Source organism: Agromyces sp. NPDC058064 (genome assembly GCF_042885275.1).
GTDB lineage: Bacteria > Actinomycetota > Actinomycetes > Actinomycetales > Microbacteriaceae > Agromyces.
In genome coordinates, this window is record NZ_JBHVSE010000001.1 from 1,227,088 (window position 1) to 1,247,690 (window position 20,603).

24 protein-coding genes are annotated in these 20,603 nt (G+C 74.0%); 11 read left to right on the plus strand and 13 right to left on the minus strand.

Annotation, left to right across the window (positions count from 1 at the left end):
- Nucleotides 1-54 precede the first annotated feature (54 nt).
- Genes ACFVSL_RS05675 through hemQ form a run of 4 tightly spaced genes read right to left on the minus strand, consistent with a single transcriptional unit; the run spans nt 55 to nt 3,819 of the window.
- Nucleotides 55-855, minus strand: coding sequence for a uroporphyrinogen-III synthase (locus ACFVSL_RS05675; protein ID WP_386939334.1), 801 nt, complete (start codon nt 853-855; stop codon nt 55-57).
- A 14-nt stretch (nt 856-869) separates the two neighbouring features.
- Entirely contained in the window at nt 870-1,820 is a 951-nt protein-coding gene (gene hemC, locus ACFVSL_RS05680) for a hydroxymethylbilane synthase (protein WP_386939237.1), read from the minus strand.
- Nucleotides 1,817-3,067 carry a ferrochelatase gene (locus ACFVSL_RS05685; RefSeq protein WP_386939239.1) on the minus strand — a complete coding sequence of 417 codons (1,251 nt, stop codon included), beginning with the start codon at nt 3,065-3,067 and terminating at the stop codon, nt 1,817-1,819. Before ACFVSL_RS05685 ends, hemC begins: the two co-directional genes overlap by 4 nt.
- On the minus strand, nt 3,067-3,819 hold the full coding sequence (gene hemQ, locus ACFVSL_RS05690; protein ID WP_386939241.1) for a hydrogen peroxide-dependent heme synthase: 753 nt from the start codon (nt 3,817-3,819) through the stop codon (nt 3,067-3,069). Before hemQ ends, ACFVSL_RS05685 begins: the two co-directional genes overlap by 1 nt.
- Before the next feature lie 105 nt (nt 3,820-3,924).
- Here hemQ and ACFVSL_RS05695 point away from each other — a divergent pair, with 105 nt between their 5' ends.
- On the plus strand, nt 3,925-4,368 hold the full coding sequence (locus ACFVSL_RS05695) for a pyrimidine dimer DNA glycosylase/endonuclease V (protein ID WP_386939243.1): 444 nt from the start codon (nt 3,925-3,927) through the stop codon (nt 4,366-4,368).
- A 9-nt stretch (nt 4,369-4,377) separates the two neighbouring features.
- On the opposite strand, the gene ACFVSL_RS05700 is transcribed toward ACFVSL_RS05695, so the two are convergent.
- A complete protein-coding gene (locus tag ACFVSL_RS05700) occupies nt 4,378-4,944 on the minus strand; it encodes a MarR family winged helix-turn-helix transcriptional regulator (protein WP_386939245.1) in 567 nt (188 codons plus the stop codon).
- Between the two features lie 99 nt (nt 4,945-5,043).
- Here ACFVSL_RS05700 and idi point away from each other — a divergent pair, with 99 nt between their 5' ends.
- The 7 genes from idi to ACFVSL_RS05735 are packed head-to-tail and all read left to right on the plus strand — an operon-like array spanning nt 5,044 to nt 10,715.
- A complete protein-coding gene (idi, locus tag ACFVSL_RS05705) occupies nt 5,044-5,604 on the plus strand; it encodes an isopentenyl-diphosphate Delta-isomerase (RefSeq protein ID WP_386939247.1) in 561 nt (186 codons plus the stop codon).
- Nucleotides 5,601-6,662: a polyprenyl synthetase family protein gene (locus tag ACFVSL_RS05710; RefSeq protein ID WP_386939248.1), complete on the plus strand. Its 1,062-nt coding sequence runs from the start codon at nt 5,601-5,603 to the stop codon at nt 6,660-6,662. Before idi ends, ACFVSL_RS05710 begins: the two co-directional genes overlap by 4 nt.
- Nucleotides 6,659-7,570 carry a phytoene/squalene synthase family protein gene (locus tag ACFVSL_RS05715; RefSeq protein WP_386939249.1) on the plus strand — a complete coding sequence of 304 codons (912 nt, stop codon included), beginning with the start codon at nt 6,659-6,661 and terminating at the stop codon, nt 7,568-7,570. Before ACFVSL_RS05710 ends, ACFVSL_RS05715 begins: the two co-directional genes overlap by 4 nt.
- Complete coding sequence (gene crtI / locus ACFVSL_RS05720; protein WP_386939251.1) at nt 7,567-9,132, plus strand: phytoene desaturase family protein; 1,566 nt, start codon at nt 7,567-7,569, stop codon at nt 9,130-9,132. The genes ACFVSL_RS05715 and crtI overlap by 4 nt, the downstream gene beginning before the upstream one ends.
- Complete coding sequence (locus ACFVSL_RS05725) at nt 9,129-9,533, plus strand: lycopene cyclase domain-containing protein (protein WP_386939253.1); 405 nt, start codon at nt 9,129-9,131, stop codon at nt 9,531-9,533. Before crtI ends, ACFVSL_RS05725 begins: the two co-directional genes overlap by 4 nt.
- Nucleotides 9,530-9,841: a lycopene cyclase domain-containing protein gene (locus ACFVSL_RS05730; protein WP_386939254.1), complete on the plus strand. Its 312-nt coding sequence runs from the start codon at nt 9,530-9,532 to the stop codon at nt 9,839-9,841. The genes ACFVSL_RS05725 and ACFVSL_RS05730 overlap by 4 nt, the downstream gene beginning before the upstream one ends.
- Nucleotides 9,831-10,715 carry a prenyltransferase gene (locus ACFVSL_RS05735; protein WP_386939255.1) on the plus strand — a complete coding sequence of 295 codons (885 nt, stop codon included), beginning with the start codon at nt 9,831-9,833 and terminating at the stop codon, nt 10,713-10,715. Before ACFVSL_RS05730 ends, ACFVSL_RS05735 begins: the two co-directional genes overlap by 11 nt.
- Nucleotides 10,716-10,723: 8 nt before the next feature.
- Here the strand turns inward: ACFVSL_RS05735 and ACFVSL_RS05740 are convergent, their stop codons facing one another.
- The 6 genes from ACFVSL_RS05740 to hemE form a co-directional block, all read right to left on the minus strand.
- A complete protein-coding gene (locus ACFVSL_RS05740) occupies nt 10,724-11,482 on the minus strand; it encodes a GntR family transcriptional regulator (protein ID WP_386939257.1) in 759 nt (252 codons plus the stop codon).
- Between the two features lie 26 nt (nt 11,483-11,508).
- Entirely contained in the window at nt 11,509-11,817 is a 309-nt protein-coding gene (locus ACFVSL_RS05745; protein WP_386939259.1) for a DUF3618 domain-containing protein, read from the minus strand.
- Nucleotides 11,801-12,208, minus strand: coding sequence for a phage holin family protein (locus tag ACFVSL_RS05750; protein WP_386939260.1), 408 nt, complete (start codon nt 12,206-12,208; stop codon nt 11,801-11,803). Before ACFVSL_RS05750 ends, ACFVSL_RS05745 begins: the two co-directional genes overlap by 17 nt.
- Nucleotides 12,209-12,247: 39 nt before the next feature.
- Nucleotides 12,248-12,697, minus strand: coding sequence for a hypothetical protein (locus ACFVSL_RS05755; protein ID WP_386939262.1), 450 nt, complete (start codon nt 12,695-12,697; stop codon nt 12,248-12,250).
- A 103-nt stretch (nt 12,698-12,800) separates the two neighbouring features.
- A complete protein-coding gene (gene hemG / locus ACFVSL_RS05760) occupies nt 12,801-14,288 on the minus strand; it encodes a protoporphyrinogen oxidase (protein ID WP_386939264.1) in 1,488 nt (495 codons plus the stop codon).
- Nucleotides 14,285-15,439 carry a uroporphyrinogen decarboxylase gene (gene hemE / locus ACFVSL_RS05765; protein ID WP_386939265.1) on the minus strand — a complete coding sequence of 385 codons (1,155 nt, stop codon included), beginning with the start codon at nt 15,437-15,439 and terminating at the stop codon, nt 14,285-14,287. Before hemE ends, hemG begins: the two co-directional genes overlap by 4 nt.
- Nucleotides 15,440-15,765: 326 nt before the next feature.
- Here hemE and ACFVSL_RS05770 point away from each other — a divergent pair, with 326 nt between their 5' ends.
- Together ACFVSL_RS05770 and ACFVSL_RS05775 are read left to right on the plus strand one after the other, a co-directional pair.
- On the plus strand, nt 15,766-16,473 hold the full coding sequence (locus tag ACFVSL_RS05770; RefSeq protein WP_386939267.1) for a hypothetical protein: 708 nt from the start codon (nt 15,766-15,768) through the stop codon (nt 16,471-16,473).
- Nucleotides 16,474-16,575: 102 nt separating this feature from the next.
- Entirely contained in the window at nt 16,576-17,928 is a 1,353-nt protein-coding gene (locus ACFVSL_RS05775) for a glutamyl-tRNA reductase (RefSeq protein ID WP_386939269.1), read from the plus strand.
- Nucleotides 17,929-17,977: 49 nt separating this feature from the next.
- On the opposite strand, the gene ACFVSL_RS05780 is transcribed toward ACFVSL_RS05775, so the two are convergent.
- The gene (locus tag ACFVSL_RS05780; RefSeq protein WP_386939271.1) at nt 17,978-18,844 is read right to left on the minus strand and encodes a hypothetical protein; all 867 of its coding nucleotides are present in this window, start codon (nt 18,842-18,844) and stop codon (nt 17,978-17,980) included.
- Nucleotides 18,841-19,692 carry a phytanoyl-CoA dioxygenase family protein gene (locus ACFVSL_RS05785; protein ID WP_386939272.1) on the minus strand — a complete coding sequence of 284 codons (852 nt, stop codon included), beginning with the start codon at nt 19,690-19,692 and terminating at the stop codon, nt 18,841-18,843. Before ACFVSL_RS05785 ends, ACFVSL_RS05780 begins: the two co-directional genes overlap by 4 nt.
- A gap of 66 nt (nt 19,693-19,758) precedes the next feature.
- On the opposite strand from ACFVSL_RS05785, the gene ACFVSL_RS05790 reads away from it, so the two are divergent.
- Nucleotides 19,759-20,571 (plus strand): helix-turn-helix domain-containing protein, encoded by an 813-nt coding sequence (locus ACFVSL_RS05790; RefSeq protein WP_386939274.1) that lies wholly within the window; start codon nt 19,759-19,761, stop codon nt 20,569-20,571.
- Nucleotides 20,572-20,603: the final 32 nt, after the last annotated feature.

Below are 20,603 nucleotides of genomic sequence, written 5' to 3' on the forward strand. Positions count from 1 at the left end.
GGCGGCGGGCAGCGGGCAGCGGGCGGCGGGCAGCGGGCAGCGGCAGCGAAGCGGCTACGCGAGCGCGGTCGCCGCGTCGACGACCGCGTCGATGAGCGACTCGGCCGAGCGCTCGCGCGCCACGACGTCGACGCGGAGGCCCACGGCGCCGGCGTCCTTCTTGGTCTGCGGGCCGATCGCGGCGACGAGCGTCGACTCGGGCAGGGGCCCGAGCTGGTTCTGCACCTGCTCGGCGACGCTGCCCGAGGTGACGAGCACGGCGTTGACGAGGCCCGCACGCACGTCGGCGGCGACCTTCTCGGCGACCGGCACGCCCACCGTGCGGTAGGCGACGACGGCCTCGACGTGATGGCCCATGCGCTCGAGGCCGATCGAGAGCACCTGCTTCGCGATCGCCGAGCGCAGCGCGAGCACGCGCAGGCCGGCCGCGCCGTCGGTCGCGGCCTCCCACTCCTCGAGCATGCCGCGCGCCGAGTTGTCCTCGGCCGGGACGATGTCGGCGTGGTACCCCGCGGCGACGAGCGCGGCAGCGGTGGTCTCGCCGACCGCTGCGACCTTCGTCGTCTCGGGGATGACGGCGCCGTACGAGGAGAGCACGTCGACCGTCGTCGCGCTCGTGACGGTGAGCCAGTCGAATCCGCCCGCGGCGAGCTTCGCGAGGGCGGCCTCGAGCGCCGGCTGGTCGTCGGCGGGGGCGAAGTTGATGAGGGGCGCGATGATCGGGGATGCTCCGCGCGAACGCAGCGCAGCGGCGACGCCGTCCCCCCAGGGCCCGCCACGGGGCACGAGCACGCGCCAGCCCGCGAGCGGCTTGGCGGCACCGGCCGATGCGGGCAGCCTGATGGCGCCCGTCATCGGTTCGAATTCAGTCACGGCTGCTCCTCAGGGGGAACGAGGTCTGCGGCGCCGTTGCCGAGGAGTTCGTCGACGGCGCGGTCTGCGACGTCGCGTGCCGCATCCGCCAGATCGGCGGCCGAGCGGCTTTCGGGGGTGGCCGCGTGCGAGCTGGTGAGTCGCCGCGTCCCGTCGGCACTGTACACGCTCGCCGTCAGGAACAGAAGTTCGTCCTCGAGGAAGGCGGTCGCACCGACCGGCGCGGCGCAGCCGGCCTCGAGCCCGGCGAGCACGAGGCGCTCGGCGAGCACGGTCGCCCGCGTGACGGGGTGGTCGATGGATTCGAGCGCCCGTTCGAGGTCGCGGTCGCCGCGCTCGCGCCGCACCTCGATCGCGAGGGCGCCCTGGCCCGGTGCGGTCGGCCAGTCGCTGAGCGAGAGGTGGTCGGTCGCGGCATCCAGCCGCCCGAGCCGGCCGAGGCCCGCGGCGGCGAGCAGCACCGCGTCGAGCTCGCCCGACTCGACCTTGCCGAGGCGCGTGTCGATGTTGCCGCGGAGGTCGACCGCGACGACGTCGGGGCGAGCGGCGCCGAGCTGCGCGATGCGCCGCGGCGAGCCGGTGCCGACGCGGGCGCCCTCGGGCAACGTCGCGAGGGTGAGCCCGTCGCGGGCGCAGAGCACGTCGCGGGCGTCGACCCGCTTCGGCACGGCGCCGAGGCGGAGGCCGGCGTGCTCGGCGGTCGGCAGGTCCTTCAGGGAGTGCACGACGAGGTCGCACTCCCCCGCGAGCAGCGCCTCGCGGAGCGCCGCGGCGAAGACGCCGGTGCCGCCGATCGAGGCGAGCGAGGCGCGCGAGGTGTCGCCCTGCGTCGTGATCGGCACGAGCTCGATCTCGGCCCCGGCGGCCTTCGCGATCCGCTCGGAGATCTGGCGCGTCTGCGCCATCGCGAGTGCGCTGCCGCGGGTGCCGACCCGGATGACGGTCACGGTGCGATCCCCGCGAGGGCCGGGCGGAAGCCGAGGCGCACGTTCTCGCAGCAGCCCGGGCGGCAGACGTCGTACCAGGGGCCGAGTTCGGTGACGGCGGGCCGTTCGGCGACCGGGGTGCCCTCGACGCGTTCGAGCACGAGGTCGACGAGGCCGGCGACGTACGCGGGGTGGGTGCCGGGGGTCGGCACGCGCACGGCGGCGAGCCCGTGCTCGCCGGCGGTCTCGAGCGCCTCGTTGTCGAGGTCCCAGAGCACCTCCATGTGGTCGCTCACGAAGCCGAGCGGCACGATCACGACGGCCGATCGGCCCGCGGCCGGGAGCTCGGCGATCGCGTCGTTGATGTCGGGCTCGAGCCACGGCATCGAAGGAGGGCCGGAGCGCGACTGGTAGACGAGCTGCCACGCCACGTCGTCGGCGCCGGCCTCGCGCATGACGACCTCGGCGACGGCGAGGTGCTGGGCCGCGTACGCGCCGCCCTCGCCGAAGCCCCGTTCGGCCGGGCCCGACTTCGCGGCGTCGGTCGAGGGGATCGAGTGGGTCGCGAACAGGACCTCGATGGCGGAGCGCTCGAGGCCGGGGTTCTGCTCCAGGAGGCGCGCGATGCCGTCGCGCACCCCTTCGACGAAGGGCTGCACGAAGCCGGGGTGGTCGAAGAACTGGCGAACCTTGTCGATCTGGATCACGTCGCCGAGCCCGGTGTCGGCGAGCGCGTCGGCGAAGTCCTCGCGGTACTGGCGGCAGCTCGAGTACGAGCTGTAGGCGCTCGTCGCGATGGCGATGAGCTTCGTGTGGCCCGCGGCCTTCGCCTCGGCGAGCGCGTCGTTGAGGTAGGGGTCCCAGTTGCGGTTGCCCCAGAGCACGGGCAGGTCGACGCCGCGGCTCGCGAGCTCGGCCTCGAGGGCCGCCTTCAGCTCGCGGTTGTGCTCGTTGATCGGGCTGACGCCGCCGAAGTGGCGGTAGTGGTGCGCGACCTCCTCGAGGCGCTCGTCGGGGATGCCGCGCCCGCTCGTCACGTTGCGGAGGAACGGGATGACGTCGTCCTGGCCCTCGGGGCCGCCGAATCCGGCGAGCAGGATCGCGTCGTAGGCGACCGACTCGGTGACGTGCTCGGCACCCTGCTGGGCCGCCGGGGTCGCCCCCGGGACGATCGCGCCCTGCGCGCACGGGGCGGAGGCCGCGGGGCCGGGCTTGCGGCCGCGAGCGGCGCCCTCCGCTCCGGTGGATCCGAGGTTGGTCGCGACCATTACTGCAGGACCTCCACGAGTTCGGCGGTCGTGATGCGACGACCGGTGTAGAACGGCACCTCTTCGCGCACGTGCATGCGTGCGTCGGTGGCACGGAGCTCGCGCATCATGTCGACGAGCTCGGTGAGCTCGTCGGACTCGATCGGCAGCAGCCACTCGTAGTCGCCGAGGGCGAAGGCGCTGACGGTGTTCGCGATGGCGCCGCGGAACGAGGCGCCCTTGCGGCCGTGCTCGGCGAGCATGCGGCTGCGCTCGGCGGGGTCGAGCAGGTACCAGTCGTAGCTGCGCACGAAGGGGTAGACGGTCATCCACGCCTTGGGCTCGAGCCCGCGGAGGAACCCGGGCACGTGCGCCTTGTTGAACTCGGCGTCGCGGTGCACGCCCATGGCGTTCCACGTCGGGAGCAGCGCCTTGAGCAGGCGGGCGCGGCGCAGCTCGCGCAGGGCCCACTGCAGGCCCTCGGCGGTCGGGCCGTGCAGCCACAGCATGACGTCGGCGTCGGCGCGCAGGCCGGAGACGTCGTAGATGCCGCGGAGGGTCACGCCCTCGTTCTCGACGAGCGAGATCACGCCATCGAGCTCCTCGACGACCCGGCGGACGTCGTGCCCGTCGAAGTCGTCGGGACGGGCGGGGTCGCGACGGAGCACCGCGAAGACCGTGTAGCCCTCGGGCGACTGCTGGCCGTCGGCCCCTGCAGCATCGGAATTGTTCTGGAACGCGTCGGCTGCCGCTTCGGCAGCGGGGGAAGACATGCCTCCAGTCTCCCCCTTTCTCTTCGAACGGCCAAAAGCGGGTGGATGCCTCGCGGCCGCGCCGCCCGCCCGGGCCGCCCGCCGGCTCGGCATAGGCTGCCTGCCATGCGGATCTGGTCGGTGCATCCCCGTTACCTCGACCGGCAGGGCCTCACCGCCTGCTGGCGCGAGACGCTGCTCGCGCAGGCGGTGCTCGAGGGGGCGACCCGCGGCTACACGAACCACCCGCAGCTCGAGCGGTTCCGCGAGGCGGCCGACCCGCTCGGGGCGATCGGCGACTACCTCGCGGCCGTCGCCGCCGAGGCGGGCGAACGCGGCTACCGCTTCGACGCGGCCAAGGTGCACCGGCGCAGCGCCCCGCCCGTCGCGATCGAGGTCTCGACCGGGCAGCTGGCACTCGAGTGGCGGCACCTGATGGCGAAGCTCGAGGCGCGAAGCCCCGAGCTCGCAGTGCGCTGGGCCGAGGTCGGCGCTCCCGAGGCCCACCCGCTCTTCGCGGTGGTCGACGGGCCCGTCGCGTCGTGGGAGCGGGCGCGCCCCGAGGAGTGAGCGCCGGTCTCAGCCGTCGTGCGGGTGCTCGAGGTCGAGCTCGGTCGCGCTGAGCGCGTCGAGGAACCGGATGACGACCTCGCGCTCCTCGGGCTCGAGCGCGGCGGCCGCCGCGAACCGCCGGGCGTGCAGGCGTCCGACGGACTCGCGGGCGACCGCCCGGGTCTCGTCGGTAACGGTGATGGCGAGCGCCCTGCGATCGGTCGGGTGGGGCGACCGGGTGATGTGGTCGCCGCGCTCGAGCCGGTCGAGGAGCTTCGTCGTCGAGGCGCTGGAGATGCCGAGGTACTCGCTGAGGGCGCCCGGGGTCGCGATCTCGCCCTGGTTGCGCGCGGCGATGAGGAAGCGCAGGGCCCGCATGTCGGTCTCGTTGAGCTTCATGTAGCGGCTCGAGACCTCGCTCATGCGCCGCGCGGCGTCGTGCCAGCCGCGCAGGCTCTGCATGACCCGCACGATCTGGTCGACCTCGGCGTCGTCGAGACCGGTGCGATCGACGAGTTCGCCCGCGCCGTCGAAGATGCGCGGGTCGTGCATGCCCGCCCGCACGTCGTGCCGCGGCTCCCCCTCTGCTGCCATGAGTTGATTCTAGCCAACTCGGCATTATTCTCGCTAAGCTGTTTACTAGCCAAGGCAGTAAAAGATCGCGGGGCCGCGATCCCGACGGATGGAGCGAGCATGGGAGCCGACGACATCGAAGAGGTCGTGCTGCTCGACGCGCACGATCGGCCCATCGGACGGGCGCCGAAGTCGAGCGTGCACGGCGCCGACACCGCCAGGCACCTCGCCTTCTCGTGCCACGTCTTCAACGACCGCGGCGAGCTGCTGGTCACGCGACGAGCCCTCGCGAAGCAGGCCTGGCCCGGCGTCTGGACGAACTCGTTCTGCGGCCACCCCGCGCCCGCCGAGACGCTCGTGCACGCGATCCGGCGCCGCGGCGAGTTCGAGCTCGGACTCGAGCTCGAGCGCATCGAGCCCGTGCTCCCGACGTTCCACTACCGCGCGACCGACGCCTCGGGCGTCGTCGAGAACGAGCTGTGCCCGGTCTACACCGCGACCACGACGTCGACGCCCGAGCCGCACCCCGGCGAGGTGATGGACCACCGCTGGGTCGAGCTCGAGCGACTCGCCCTCGCAATCGAGCACGCGCCGTGGGCGTTCAGCCCGTGGTTCGTCCTCCAGGCGCGACTGCTGCCGTTCCTCGGCGCCCACGCCGCACCCGAGGCGATCGCCTCATGATCGGCGCGACGCTCGACCGGCCGCTCGCCGACCGCGCCGCGGTCGACGAGTACCTCGACGGCTGGTTCGCGGAGCGCGTCGATCGCGCGACGAGCCACGGCCGCGACTACGTCCTCCTCTGGCAGGCGGCCCGGGACGGCGCGGCCGGCGGCAAGCGCATCCGGCCGGCGCTCGTGCTCGAGACCCACGGAGCCTTCGCGAGCCCGAACTCCGCCGAGGCGGTGCGGCTCGCCGCCGCCTTCGAGCTGCTGCACACCGCGTTCCTCATGCACGACGACGTCATCGACCACGACCTCGTGCGCCGCGGCGCCCCCAACGTCGCCGGCCGCTTCGCGATCGAGGGCCTCGCCCGGGGCCTCTCGAGCGCCCGGGCGAACGAACTCGGCGAGGCGTCGGCGATCCTCGCGGGCGACCTGCTGCTGAGCGGCGCGCACCGGATCGTCGCGGGCCTCGACGCCACGGTCGGCGTGCGCGAGCTGCTGCTCGCCATCCTCGACGAATGCGTCTTCCTCGCCGCCGCGGGCGAGCACGCCGACGTGCGCCAGTCGGGCGGCGCCCCCGGCGAGGGCGACATCCTCGCGATGATCGAGCACAAGACGGCCTCGTACTCGTTCAGCGCCCCGCTGCAGGCGGGCGCCGTGCTCGGCGGGGCGCCCGCCGAGACGGTGCTCGAGCTCGGCGAGATCGGCCGTCACCTCGGCGTCGCGTTCCAGCTGCGCGACGACGTGCTCGGCGTGTTCGGCGCGGCCGACGTCACCGGCAAGTCGGTGGTGGGCGACCTGCGCGAGGGCAAGGAGACGCTGCTGATCGCCTACGCGCGCGAGCACGCGTCGTGGCAGCAGGTCGCGGCCGACTTCGGCTGCGCCGAGCTCGACGAGTCGGGCGCACGACGCCTGCGCGAGGCGATCGAGTCGAGCGGCGCGCGCGAGCGCGTCGAGCGGCTCATCGACGAGCGATGCGACGACGCGGTCGCCGCCGTCGAGCGCGCGGGGCTGCCGCCCCGGCTGACCGCCTCGCTCACGGCGACGGCCCGGCACTGCGTGGAGCGTGCGCGATGAACGCCGGCGCGCCGACGGGCCTCGCGCTCTACGACCGCACCGCGCGGCAGAGCGCCGCGCAGGTGATCTCCCGCTACTCGACCTCCTTCGGCCTCGCGAGCCGGCTGTGCTCCCCCGCGATCCGCACGCACCTCGCCGACCTCTACGCCCTCGTGCGCATCGCCGACGAGATCGTCGACGGCCCCGCCGCCGAGGCCGGGCTCGACGCGACCGAGCGGCGCGAGCTGCTCGACGCGCTCGAGGTGGAGACCGAGCTGGCGATGGCCAGGGGCTACAGCTCGAACCTCGTCGTCCACGCGTTCGCCCAGTCGGCGCGCGCCACGGGCTTCGGCGCGGAGCTGACCCGCCCGTTCTTCGCCTCGATGCGCCGCGACCTGGATCCGGTGGCGTTCGACGAGACCGAGCTGCGCGAGTACGTCTACGGCTCGGCCGAGGTCGTCGGGCTGATGTGCCTGCGCGCGTTCAGCGACGGGCTTCCCGCCGACGACGAGCGCGATGCGCGCTGGCAGCGGGGCGCGCGCCACCTCGGCGCCGCCTTCCAGAAGATCAACTTCCTGCGCGACCTCGCCGACGACGTCGGGTCGCTCGACCGCCGCTACTTCCCCGGCGTCGACCCCCGCGACTTCGGCGAGTCCGACAAGCACCGCCTCCTCGACGACATCGATCGCGACCTCGCGATCGCCGGCGAGGTCGTCGGCGAGCTCCCCGGCGGATGCCGCCGGGCCGTCGCCGCGGCCCACGCGCTGTTCTCCGCCCTCGCCGTGCGCCTGCGGCGCACGCCGGCGGACGAGCTGCTCACGGTCCGGGTGAGCGTGCCCGCGGGCCGCAAGCTGCTGCTGCTCGCCCGTGCCGCGGCCTCGCGGCCGCATCCCGTCGCGACCACCGCGCCGGTGGGGGTCCCGGCATGACGCGCATCGCCGTGATCGGCGCGGGCATCGCCGGCCTCGCGACCGCGGCGCTCCTCGCCCGCGACGGGCACGAGGTCACGGTGTACGAGCAGGGCGGCACCATCGGCGGTCGCGCCGGCCGCTGGGACGCCTCGGGCTTCCGCTTCGACACCGGGCCCTCGTGGTACCTCATGCCCGAGGTGTTCGAGCACTTCTACCGGATGATGGGCACGACGACCGCCGCCGAGCTCGAGCTCGTGCGCCTCGACCCCGGGTACCGGGTCTTCTTCGAGGGGCGGCCGGGTCACCTCGACCTCGGCTCGGACCGCGCCCGCTCGGTCGCGGCCTTCGAGTCGATCGAGCCGGGGGCGGGGCAGGCGCTCGAGCGCCACCTCGACTCGGCCGGCGAGACCGCGCGCCTCGCGGTCGACCACTTCCTGTACACCGACTTCTCCTCGGCGGGCGCGCTCGTGTCTGCGCCGGTGCTCCGTCGGCTCGGCCGGCTCGCTCGGCTGCTGCTGCAGCCGCTCGACCGCTTCGTCGCGGCCCGCTTCCGCGACGAGCGGCTCCGCCGGGTGCTCGGCTACCCGGCCGTGTTCCTCGGCACCTCGCCGCAGGCCGCGCCGAGCATGTACCACCTGATGAGCCACTTCGACCTCGACGACGGCGTGCGGTACCCGCTCGGCGGGTTCCGCGAGCTCATCGACGGCATCGGCCGGCTCGCCCGTCGGGCGGGGGCGCGCATCGTCACGAAGGCTCGGGTGACCGGCATCGTCGTCGAGTCGGGTGCCGCACGGGGCATCCGGTACCTCGACGCCTCGGGTGCCGAGCGCACGGCCGAGGCCGACCTCGTCGTCTCGGCCGCCGACCTCCATCACACCGAGCAGGCCCTGCTGCCGCCCGAGCTGCGCAGCCGCTCCGACGCCTCGTGGCGCCGCGCCGATCCGGGGCCGGGCGCGGTGCTCGTGATGCTCGGCGTGCGCGGCCGCCTCCCCCGCCTGACGCATCACAACCTGCTGTTCACCGAAGACTGGGAGGGCAACTTCGCGAGCATCTTCGGCCGTTCGCCGTCCGTGCCCGACCCGGCGTCGCTCTACGTCTGCATGCCGAGCGCGAGCGACCCCTCCGTCGCGCCCGCCGGCGACGAGAACCTGTTCGTGCTCGTGCCCGTGCCCGCCGACCCGGGTCTCGGCCGAGGGGGTGTCGACGGGGCCGGCGACCCCGCCGTCGAGCGGGTCGCCGACGCCGCGATCGCGCAGATCGCCGCCTGGACGGGCGAGACCGGCCTGGCCGAGCGCGTGGTCGTGCGGCGCACCGTCGGCCCTGCCGACTTCGTCGACGACTTCAACTCGTGGCGCGGCTCGGTGCTCGGGCCCGCCCACGTCCTGCGGCAGAGCGCCTTCTTCCGCGGCCGCACCGCGTCGCCGACGGTCGAGGGCCTGTACTTCGCCGGCGCGACGACGGTGCCCGGCATCGGGCTGCCGATGTGCCTCATCAGCGCGGAGCTCGTGCTCAAGGCGATCCGCGGCGAGCGCGGCACCGGGCCGCTGCCCGAGCCGACGGTGCGGAGCGTGCCGGCATGAGCCTCGTGTACCTCGCGATCCTCGTGGGCGGCCTCGCCTGCATGGTGCTGCTCGACCTGCGCTTCCGGCTCGTGTTCGCCGCACCGGGTCGGGGCGGCCGCGCGGCGATCGTGCTCGGCCTGGGGCTCGCGTTCTTCCTCGCCTGGGATCTCGCGGGCATCGGCCTCGGCATCTTCCACCGGGGCGAGAACCCGGTGAGCACGGGGGTGCTGCTGGCCCCCGAGCTTCCGCTCGAGGAGCTCGTCTTCCTCGCCTTCCTCTGCTACCTGACGCTCGTGCTCTACACGGGAACGCTGCGCGTGCTCGCCGCGCGCGAGGCGCGGCGAGCATCCGGGGCGCCGGGTGCACCGGGTGCGCCGGGTGCACCGACGACGGCACGCGCAACGGACGCGCGACGATGACCTACGCCCTGCTCTCGCTCGTCTTCCTCCTCGTCGCGGGCGCGGTCGCCGCCGTCGGATGGCGGCGCGCGCCGCGCGGCCACCTCCGTGCGGTGCTCGTCACCGCTGCGGCCCTCGTGGTGCTGACCGCGGTGTTCGACACCGTCATGATCGCGACCGGGCTGTTCGGCTACAGCGATGCGCACATCTGGGGCGTGCGCATCGGCCTCGCGCCGATCGAGGACTTCGCCTACCCGATCGCGGGCGTGCTCCTGCTGAGTGGCCTCTGGAACCTCCTCGTCCCCCGGGAGCCCGACCGTGCGCACTGACATCCGCCGCGGCGTCGTCGCCGAGCTCGTCACCGCCTCGCGCCCGCTGAGCTGGGTGAACACGGCCTTCCCGTTCGCGACGGCGTACCTGCTGACGACGCGCGAGGTCGACGTCGCACTCGTCGTCGGCACGATCTTCTTCCTCGTGCCGTACAACCTCGCGATGTACGGCATCAACGACGTGTTCGACTACGCCTCCGACGCCGCGAACCCGCGCAAGGGCGGGGTCGAGGGCGCGCTGCTCGAGCCCGGCCGGCACCGCCTCACGATCGTCGCCGCCGTCGCGCTGTGCGCGCCGTTCGTCATCGCACTCGTGCTCCTCGGCGGTCCCGCCTCCTGGGCGGTGCTCGCCGTGAGCCTCTTCGCCGTCGCCGCGTACTCGGTGCCCGGGCTCCGCTTCAAGGAGGTGCCGTTCCTCGACTCGCTGACCTCGAGCGTGCACTTCGTGAGCCCGGCCGTCTACGGGCTCGTGCTCGCCGGTGCGACGTTCACGCCGCAACTGCTCGCGCTGCTCGCGGCGTTCCTCGCGTGGGGCATCGCGAGCCACGCCTTCGGCGCCGTGCAGGACATCGTGCCCGACCGCGAGGGCGGCATCGCCTCCATCGCGACCGTGCTCGGCGCCCGCCGCACGGTGCGCTTCGCGATCGCGGCGTGGACGATCGCCGGCCTGCTCATGCTCGCGACCGCGTGGCCCGGGCCGCTCGCGGCCCTCCTGGTCACGCCCTACCTCGCCGCCGCGGCACCGTTCGCCTCGGTGAGCGACGCCGAGTCGGGCCGTGCGAACGCGGGATGGCGGCACTTCCTCGCGATCAACTACGTCGTCGGCTTCCTCGTGACGATGCTGCTCATCTGGTACGCGGCGATCACCGCGTAGCGCCCTGCTCAGCTCTCGAGCAGCAGCTCGGTCGAGTGCGCGAGGTGCTCGCGCATGGCCTCGGCGCCGCGCTGCTGCACCGCCTCGAGCAGCTCGCGGTGCTCGGCGATGAGCCCCTCGAGCGTGTAGTGCGGCCGCACGTGCAGCAGGAACAGCAGCAGTTCGCTGCCGAGCGCATCGTGCGCCTCGATGATGCGCGGGCTCGACGAGGCCGCGACGATCGCGCGGTGGAGGTCGGCGTGCAGCCGCTCGACCTCGAGCCAGTCGATGCCGTCGTCGGCCTCGATGCCGTCGTCGGCGTCGATGCCGTCGTCGGCCTCGGTGCCGTCGTCGGCCTCGGTGCCCGAGACGGCCGGCGCCGAGACGGCGGTGGGCCGGGCCCCCGGCGCCGCCGCCGCGATCTCACCGAGGCGGTCGAGCACCGCGGCGGCCGGCGCGAGCACCTCCTCGGGCCACGCGGCCCCGAAGCGTTCGCCGGCGATCCGCACCGCCTCGCCCTCGAGCGCGGCCCGCAGCTGCTGCAGCGCGACGATCTCGTCGGGGTCGAAGCTCACGACCCGCACCCCGCGGTACGCCTCGGCCACGGCGAGCCGCTCGGCGACGAGCCGCTGGAACGCCGCGCGCACCGTGTGCCGCGACACCCCGAAGCGCTCGGCGGCCGCCTCCTCGCGCAGCGGCGAGCCGAGGGCGACCGCTCCGCTCAGGATCTCGGCGCGCAGCGCCTCGGCCACCCGTTCGACGACGGTGTCTGCGGTGTGCGGTGGCACCGACGCATCCTCTCGTCTCGTGCCGCTCAGTCGCCGAGCTTCGATCGCACGATGAGCCAGACGAGACCGCCGACCGCTGCGGCGACGCCGGCCGCGGCCGCGATCGCGACCCCGGGCTGCTCGTCGTAGAACGCCTTCAGCGACGCCTTCGCGCGGTCGACCCGGATGCCCACCTGCTTGGGCACGTTGAGCTTGTCCTCCAGGGCGTCGAGCGTGCCGGCGAACTCGGCGCGGGCGCGCGTCGAGGCGGCGCGGGCCTCGACCCGCGTGAGGTTGCGCGCGCGCTGCGCGCTCTCGCGCTTCGAGGGCCGCGGGGCGTCAGTAGCGGCGGTCATAGTCACCCGTTCCCTTCAGTGCGTCGAGGTCGGCCTTCAGGCTCTCGACCGATTCGAGGGGCTCGGAGCCCCGCTTGAAGTTCACGATGCCGATCCACACCAGCACGGCGATGATGATCAGCAGCACGCCCGAGACGACGAGCGCGGCCGCCCACGCCGGCATGACCAGCGCGAGCGCGAAGATCGCGGCGGCGAGCAGGGTGAAGATCAGGAACGGCAGCACGACCAGGGCGACGACGAAGAAGCCCGAGCCGATGCCGAAGTGCTTCACCTTGTAGGTGATCTCGGCCTTGATCTGGTCGATCTCGGCCCGCACGAGGTTCGAGATCGTGTCGGGCAGTTCGCCGATCAGCGTGAAGAGCGAGCGGTCGTCGTTCGTCGGTGCGGCCATCGCGCGGTCACCTCGGTTCTCTGGGTCGGATGCCGCGGGCTAGGCGCCGCGCGACGAGTTGCCCCGCTTCGGGGCGGCCTTGGTCGACTTGGCCGGCTTCGCGGCGCCCGCGGCCGTCGCGGCGGCCGAGTCGATCGCCTCGCTCAGCGTGTCGGCCACGTCGTCGACCGCCGACTTCGTCGCGTTCGCGCCCTTCGAGACGCCCTGCCTGGCCTTCGCGGCGACGTCGGAGACGTCCTGGCGGGTGGCGCCCGAACCTCGGGTCGCGTTGCCGATGAACGACTTCACGCCGTCGAGCACGCTGTCGGAGAGGTCGCCCACCTTGTCGGCGGCGAACCCCTTCACGGTGTCGACGCCCTGCTGCACGGCCGGGGTGTTCCAGACGCCCTCGGCGGCGCGCTTGATCTGCTCGTAGCGTTCGCGACCGGCCCGCGTGCCGAGCACGTACCCGACTCCGAGTCCGACGACGAAGAGGACCTTGCCCTTCATGTGCACCCCCGACTTTCCGCACTGCGGCGCATGCAGCGACCTCTCCAGCGTAGACCCCGCGACGAGCCGCGCAAGGGGGTTGCGACGAAATATTCCGTTTCGGCTATGCAGTGCCGTCGGGTGCGACCCTGCGGTGCCTGACGCGCGCCGCGGCCGCCTTCGCGTGCGGGACGACCGAGGCGAGCCCCGTGCCCGAGACCCACGAACCGGTCACCTCGATGCCGGGTTCGGCCGCGATCGTCTCCTCCAGGGAGCGCACGCGATCGAGCTGGCCGATCGCGGCGTGCGAGACGGCGTCGCGCCAGACGGTGCGGCCCGAGGCACGGAGCATCCCGCGGTCGAGGGGCACGCCGAGCACCGCGCTCGCGTCGGCGAGCGCGAGCTCCGCGACGTCCTCGTCGCCTCGCCCCTCGAGGGGGTTCGGCTGTCCGGCGCGGCCGTAGGAGAGGCGCACGACCTGACGCCCGCCGGCGGCCTCGGCGAGCCACGGCCACTTCGCGGTCGAGTGCGTGAGCGCCTTCGCGACGACCCCGGGCGCGTCGGCGGCGACGAGCACCCCGGTGCCGCGGGGCGCGGCGTCGAGCGCGGGCGCGTCGAGCACGAGCGTCACGAGCTCGATGGACGCGCCCTGCGGCCAGTCCGCCGTCGACTCCCAGCCCTCGACGGCGGCCTCGAGCAGGCCGAGCGAGGTGCGCCCCGCCGCGGCGAGCACGACGTCGGGCGCGGTGATCTCGAGCGGCGCGGCCGCGTCGGCGTCGTCGGCAGCGGATGCCACGGGCTCGCCCGTGACCGTCCACCCGTCGCCGGCGCGGGCGAGGCCGGTGACCTCGACCCCCGTCAGCACCGTGACGCCGAAGCGCTCGAGCTCACGGGCGAGCGCGTCGACGAGGGTGTGCATGCCGCCGCGGAGCCCCCGGACCGCCCCGCCGGCCTTGCGCTGCTCGACCAGTTGGCCGACGCCGCCCGAGAGCGAGCCGGTGCGGGTCATCGCCTCGTTGAGCCCGGGCGCGACGACGTCGAGGTCGAGCAGCTCGGGGTCGGCGGAGTACACCCCCGACGAGATCGGGGTCACGAGCCGGTCGAGCACGGCCTGGCCCATGCGCGAGCGCACGAGCTCGCCGAGGCTGTGCGCCCGGCCGATGCGGAGGATCGGCTTGATCCGGTCGAGGTAGGCGCGCGTCGCGCCGCTCCAGCCGATGATGCGGCGCACGTCGTCGCCGAGCGGGTTGGCGGGAATGCCGAGCACCCCGGTCTTCGGCAGCGGCGCGGCGTCGAGGCCGTCGCCCGTGCCCCACACCAGCCAGGCGCCCGCGCGGTTCGGATCGGCGATCTCGTCGTCGAGGCCGAGGGAGCCGAGGAGCTCGGCGACGCCGTCGCCGCGCGTCGCGAACGACTCGGCACCGGAGTCGAGGGTGAGCCCGTCGAGCTCGATGCGGCCGACGCAGCCGCCGAGCTCGTCGCGACGCTCGACGAGGGTCACGGCGAGGCCGATCTTCGCGCACTCGAGCGCGGCGACCATGCCCGCGACGCCCCCGCCGACCACGACGACGTCGGCCGTCAGCCGCTCCGCCGTCGGCCGTCCGTCGTTCACGCGGCGCCCGCCTCGTGCACGAGCTCGACGACGCGGGTGAGCACGGCCGGGTCGGTCTCGGGCGGCACGCCGTGGCCGAGGTTGAAGACGTGGGCCGGTGCGGCCCCGGCCTGCCGCAGCACCTCGCGCACGGCGGCCTCGAGCACGGGCCAGGGCGCCGCGAGCAGCGCGGGGTCGAGGTTACCCTGCAGCGGCACGCCGGCACCGATTCGTGCGGCGGCGACGTCGAGCGGCACGCGGTAGTCGACGCCGACGACGTCGACCCCGACCTCCTTCATGGCGCCGAGCAGCTCGCCGGTGCCGACGCCGAAGTGCACGACCGGCACCGGGCGGGCGGGCTGCGCCAGCCCCGCGACATCCGTGGTCGCGTACTCGAGGTCGTGCACGAAGCTGAGCGCGCGTGCCGAGGCGGGCGCGACATGGGTCTCGTAGTCGGCGAGCGAGAGCGCACCGGCCCACGAGTCGAAGAGCTGGGCGGCCGAGGCGCCGGCGACGATCTGCGTGCGCAGGAAGCGGCCGGTGAGCTCGGCCGTCCACTCCATGAGCGCCCGCCACGCACCGGGGTCGGCGTGCATGAGGGTGCGCGCGGCGAGATGGTCCTTCGAGGGGCCGCCCTCGGTGAGATACGCCGCGAGGGTGAAGGGGGCGCCCGCGAAGCCGATGAGCGGGGTCGCGGTGCCCGAGCCGTTGTCGGTCGTCGCGAGCTCGGCGATCGTCTGCGCGACCGCCTCGGCGATGGGGCCGGATGCCTCGTCGAGGCGCGCGGGGTCGATCGCCGTCAGCTCGGCGACGGCGGCGGCGTCCGCGTAGCCCTTGCCGAACACCGGGCCGCGACCCGGCTGGATCTCGACGTCGACGCCGACGAGCTTCAGCGGAACGACGATGTCGCTGAAGAAGATGCCGGCGTCGACCTTGTGACGGCGCACCGGCTGCAGCGTGATCTCGCTCGCCATCGCGGGGTCGAGGCAGGCGTCGAGCATGCGCGTGCCGACGCGCAGCTCGCGGTACTCGGGCAGTGACCGGCCGGCCTGCCGCATGAACCAGACGGGCGTCGTGTCGGCGCGCTCCCCGCGATAGGCGCGCACGAGGCGCGAGTCGCTGGTGAGGCCGGCGGAGAGCGGGTGCTGCGGGGAGAGGATCACGCCCGACATTGTCTCGCATCGCGCTGGGAGGAGGCCTCGACGGCGGCCGGACCGGGTCGGGAGCGGCCTGCGCCTCGCCACGCCGAATTGAAGAACCCTTACCTTCGCGCGCGCGTTCGCGCTAAAGTCGGTCCCGTCGTGCCGTCCCCCCGGGCGCGACGACGTGGCGACGTCGACGTCGCCGCGCCTCCGCCACCCACGGAGAGAAGCGACGTGTCCCGAATCGTCACCGTTCCCCTTGCGCCCATGCCCGCCTGCCTCTGCGGATGCGGGTGCCTCCCGCCCGGCGCCGCCCGGCCCACGAGCGGCCCCGACGCCTCGAGCGGCGCGCGCCGATGAACAGCGCCGAGCGACGCCTGCCCCCCACCGTCCTCGTCGCCGTGCTCACCGTGCTCGTCGTCGGCGCGCTCGTCGCCGGGGCGCCGCAGGTCGAGCAGCTCGTGCCGCGACTGCCCGAGGTCTCGGGCCGCACGGGAACGATCGGCTTCCTCGGCGCCGTCGCCGTGCTGGTGATCGTGGCGACCGCCGTCCGCCTCGTCGTGCTCGCACGATGCCGTGCCCGGCGCCGCGCGCTCGAGCGGAGCTTCGACGGCCGCGTCGAGTGCGGCCTGCGCCACCGCGAGCTCGACGCGATGCTCGCCGAGCTGCTGGGCCGCCGCCCCTCGCTCTCGCAGCGCTTCTCGATCGTCGCCGACGACCACGGCCTCTCGTTCTGGAGCGGCGGCCGCCGTCCGCGCCGTACGGCGCAGTTCGCGTGGCACGAGGTCCGCAACATCCGGGCCGACGAGCTGATCGCCGGCAGCCGGCCGGTGCCGATCGTCGTCGTGCGGGTGCGCCGCGACGGCGCGAGCATCGCCCTGCCGATCATCCTCGCGACCGAGCGTCCCGGCGCCTTCGCCGTCACCGACGCCCCGTTCTACGCGGTCGTCCGCTCGTGGAAGGCCCTGCACCGGGCCGCCCTCGAGCGGGAGGGACTCGAGCTGCCGCCGCTCACGGCGCCCATCCCCGTGATCACGCGGGAGATGCTGGCGGCGGCGCGCTAGTTCCGCCCCGACACGGGTGCGCGCGCTCGGCCGCACCCGGCTCATCCGCGCGGCATGACCGCATGAGTCATCCTCGCCTTCGACGGCGGGTAGAATCTTCGAGTGCTCATCTGCCTGACCGCGAGCCACAAGAACGCCGGGTTCGACACACTCGAGCGTCTGTCGGCGCACGCGGAGTCCGCCGCGCCGCGCATCCTCGACCGTCATGACACGCTCCAGGGCGCGATCGTCGTCGCCACCTGCAACCGCTTCGAGGCCTACCTCGACCTCGACACCCCCGAGGGCGACTCACCCGTCCCCGCGGTCCACGAGGCCATCCGCGCCGTGAGCGACGTCGCGGGCGTGGAGCCCGACGAACTGCGTGCGACCTTCGGGTTCGTGCACGGCAACGCGGTCGCGGGCCACCTCTTCTCGGTGGCCTCGGGCCTCGAGTCGGTCGTCGTCGGCGAGGGCGAGATCGCCGGCCAGGTGCGCCGCTCGCTCGAGCGGGCCCGCGCCGAGGGCACCACGACCCCCGAGCTCGAGCGGCTGTTCCAGCGCGCCTCGCAGACCTCCCGCCGCGTGAAGAACCAGACCGGGGTCGGCGGCGCGGGCCGCTCGCTCGTGCGCCTCGCCCTCGAGCTCGCGTCGAGCCGCGTCAGCGACTGGTCGGCGGCGCGCGTGCTGCTCGTCGGCACCGGCCAGTACGCGGGGGCGACGCTCGCCGCGCTCCGCGACCGCGGCGCGAACGACGTCCGCGTCTACTCCCCGTCCGGCCGTGCCGCGAAGTTCGCCGGCAGTCACGGCATCACCGCGGTGTCCCACGCGGGCTACGCGGTCGCCGCGGCGGCGGCCGACGTCATCATCACCTGCACGACCGCCGACCACCACGTCGTCGACGGGGTGCTGCTCGAAGGCGGCCGTGCGACGCTCGCCGCCTCGCACACGCAGCCCGATGCCTCGTCGTCGGCCGTGCTCGCCGAGTTCCGCGCCTGGTGCCCGGTGCCCGAGGCCGCGCACGATGCGCGTCAGCTCGTCATCGACCTCGGCATGCCGCGCAACGTCGCGACCGACGTCGTCGAGGTCGACGGCGTCGAGCTCCTCGACCTCGAGACGATCCGCCGCCACGCCCCGCTCGAAGAGCTCGGCGCGACCGACGACGCCCGCGTCATCGTCGACCGCGCGGCCCGCAACTTCGGCGCGGTCGGCGAAGAGCTCGACCTCGCTCCCTCGGTCGTCGCGCTCCGCTCGCACGTGCAGGGCGTGCTCGACGCCGAGATCGCCCGCGCGCGTTCGCGCAGCACCGGCGACGCCGCGACCGACGAGCGCGTCGAGGCGGCGCTCCGGCACATGGCCGGCGTGCTGCTGCACACCCCGATGGTGCGCTCGCGCGAGTACGCCAGGGCGGGCGACCAGCGCGCCTGGATCGACGGCCTCGAGGCCGTCTTCGGCGTGCGGGCCGACGAGCTGCGCTGACCGGCGCACTCGCCGTCACCGGCGTCACCGCCGCCGCGGCCGCCGTTCGTCAGAAACTCCGGCGGATCTCCTGCATCATCCAGCGGTTCGAGACCACCGGGTCGACGACGGCCCGTCCGTCGCGCCGCGCCGGCGCGTACGGCACCGGCCCGAACTCCGCGAGCAGGCTGGGCCGCCGCCCCTCGTTCCTGATCCGGGTGACGATCCGCTCCCACCACGCGAAGTGGCGCTCGACGATCGCCCCGTCGGCCGTCTCGGGCGAGGTCACCTGCGGCCCCTGCGGGTGACCGATGCGCGCGTGGATGTGGTCCGCCCGCTCGATCGCCAGCTCGACGGCGGCCGCCTGGTCGTCGAGCATCGACTCGGCGACCACGATCCAGTGCGAGACGTCGAACGTGACGCGGAGCTCGGGGTGCTCGGCGAGGAGGGCGAGCGAGTGGTGCGCCGAGTGCAGCATCCGTCCGCGATGCAGTTCGACGAGGATGCCGTTGCCGAGGCGCCGTCGCCAGTCGACGACCCGGCCGGCGAGCTCGTGATGCACGTCGAGCCCCCAGTGGTCGCGTCCGAGGTGGAGCGTGACGTGATCGACGGCGAGCCCCGATCGCCCGATCTCGACGAGCTGCGCCTCGATCTCGTCGGCGTGCGCGTGCGGGTCGCCGGCCGGGCTCGTGACGAGCAATGCGAGGGCGCCGCCGGCCGTCGCCGCGGCATCCGCCAGCTCGGCCTGCTCCCGGCGGCCGTCCGGCCACCAGAGCTCGACCCCGTCGTAGCCGTTCGCCGCGGCGGCGGTCGGGAGCTCCCGCGGCTCGAGCCCGCTCCCCCAGTCCGACATGAGCACGAGCGGCGGCGGGGGCGTCTCGTCGCGCGCTCCCGACTGCACCGGCGCGGCGCCCGGGCCGGGGCCCGGCCCGGTCACAGCCCGTCGTCCAGGTGCCAGTGGTTCTGCCAGCGCCAGTCGATCGGCTCCGACATCCGCTGGTACCGGATGTCGGTCGACAGGCGCATGCGCCCCTCGGTGTCGACGTTGTCGAGGCCGGCGTGCACGATGTGGGCGGAATGCACCATGACGTCGCCGGCGGCGTAGCCGGCCACGAGCCAGCGGGCGTCGTGCTCGTCGGCGAGCGCGGGCAGGTCGGCGGTGATCGATGCGGCCGGGTGACGGAGCTCGCCCGCCGCCTCCTGCGCCATGACCCGCCGGTGGCTGCCCTCCAGGTAGGCGAGCCCGCCGCGCTCGAGGGGGATGTCGCCGAGCGGGATCCACATCGAGAGCACCCGGTCGCTGCCCTCACGGAGGTACACGAGGTCGTAGTGGGCCTGCGTGGCGGTGCCGATGCCGCGCTCCCCCGGCTTCGTGTGGCGGATGATCTTGCGCCGGTGCAGGTGCACGTCGTCGCCGAGGAGCCACGCGAACCACTCCGCGATCCGCGGCGAGCGGCAGAGCGCCTCGTACTGGGCGCCGGGCACGATCTCGTCGAAGAGGATGCGCCGGTACGAGGCGCGGTCGACGTCGTCCGGGGCGGCGATGCCGTCGACCGGGTCGGTCCCCTCGGCGATGAGCCCGGCCCGGTCGAGCGCCTCGAAGTAGTAGCGGCGGAACTCGAGGACCTCCTCGGGATCGAGGTGCGCCGTGAGGTAGAGGTAGCCGTCGCGCCGCAGGCGGGCCCAGAGCGCCTCGCGGTCGCCACGCTCCCCCATCGGCACGGGCTCGAGTACACCGAGGCGCGATGGAGTTTCTTCGAGCACGTACCCGTTCGACGTCAGCATGAACCCATCATCAGATCAGGCGACTCCGAGCGGAATAGACTCCTCGTGACACAGACTTGGACTTTCATGACCGATTGGGCGATCTACTCGCAGTCGCACCCGCTGTTGGCGGAGCACGGTCTGGCCTGCCTCGGCGCCGGGCGCCACACGGGCCCGTCGCCCGGGTTCGGCGGCGGCCGCCGCCGGCTCGGCGATTACGCCATCGTGTTCGTCTCGAGCGGCTCGGGCGTCTACCGCGACCCCTTCGTCGGGCCGATCGAGGTCGAGGCCCCCGCGACGATCCAGGTGTTCCCGCAGCGCCCGCACGACTACGCCTCGCCGAACGGCTGGACCGAGCACTGGGTGCTCTACTCCGGCGCGACGGTCGCCGCGTTCGAGGGCATGGGCGTGCTCGACCGGCGCCGGCCCGTGCAGCTGGGTGCGCGCCTGCCCGACGACCTGCTCGGCCGGTTCAGGGCGCTCCACGATGCGCTCGGCCGCCCCGGCTGGCGAGCGGCCGTGGACGCGTCGATGCTCACCCAGGAGCTCCTCGCCGACTCCGTCGCGGGGCGCGCGGCGTCGACGGCGGGCGAGGCGACGGTCGCAGCCGTGCAGGCCGATGCTGCGCTGCAGCTGGATGTCGCGGCCAGGGCCTCGCTCGTGGGCGTCAGCGTGAGCACGCTCCGCGACCACGTCAGGGAGGTCACCGGTGGCACCCCCAACGAGCTCGTCATCGGCACGCGGATCGACCGGGCGTGCGGGCTGCTCGCGTCGACGACGCTGTCGGTGCAGGCCGTGGCCGCCAGCGTCGGCTACGACGACCCCGCCTACTTCTCGCGCCTCTTCACGCAGCGCGTCGGGGTCGGCCCTGCGGAGTTCCGCAAGCGGCACCGCCGATAGCCGGCCCCGAGACGCACGAACGCCCCCGCGGT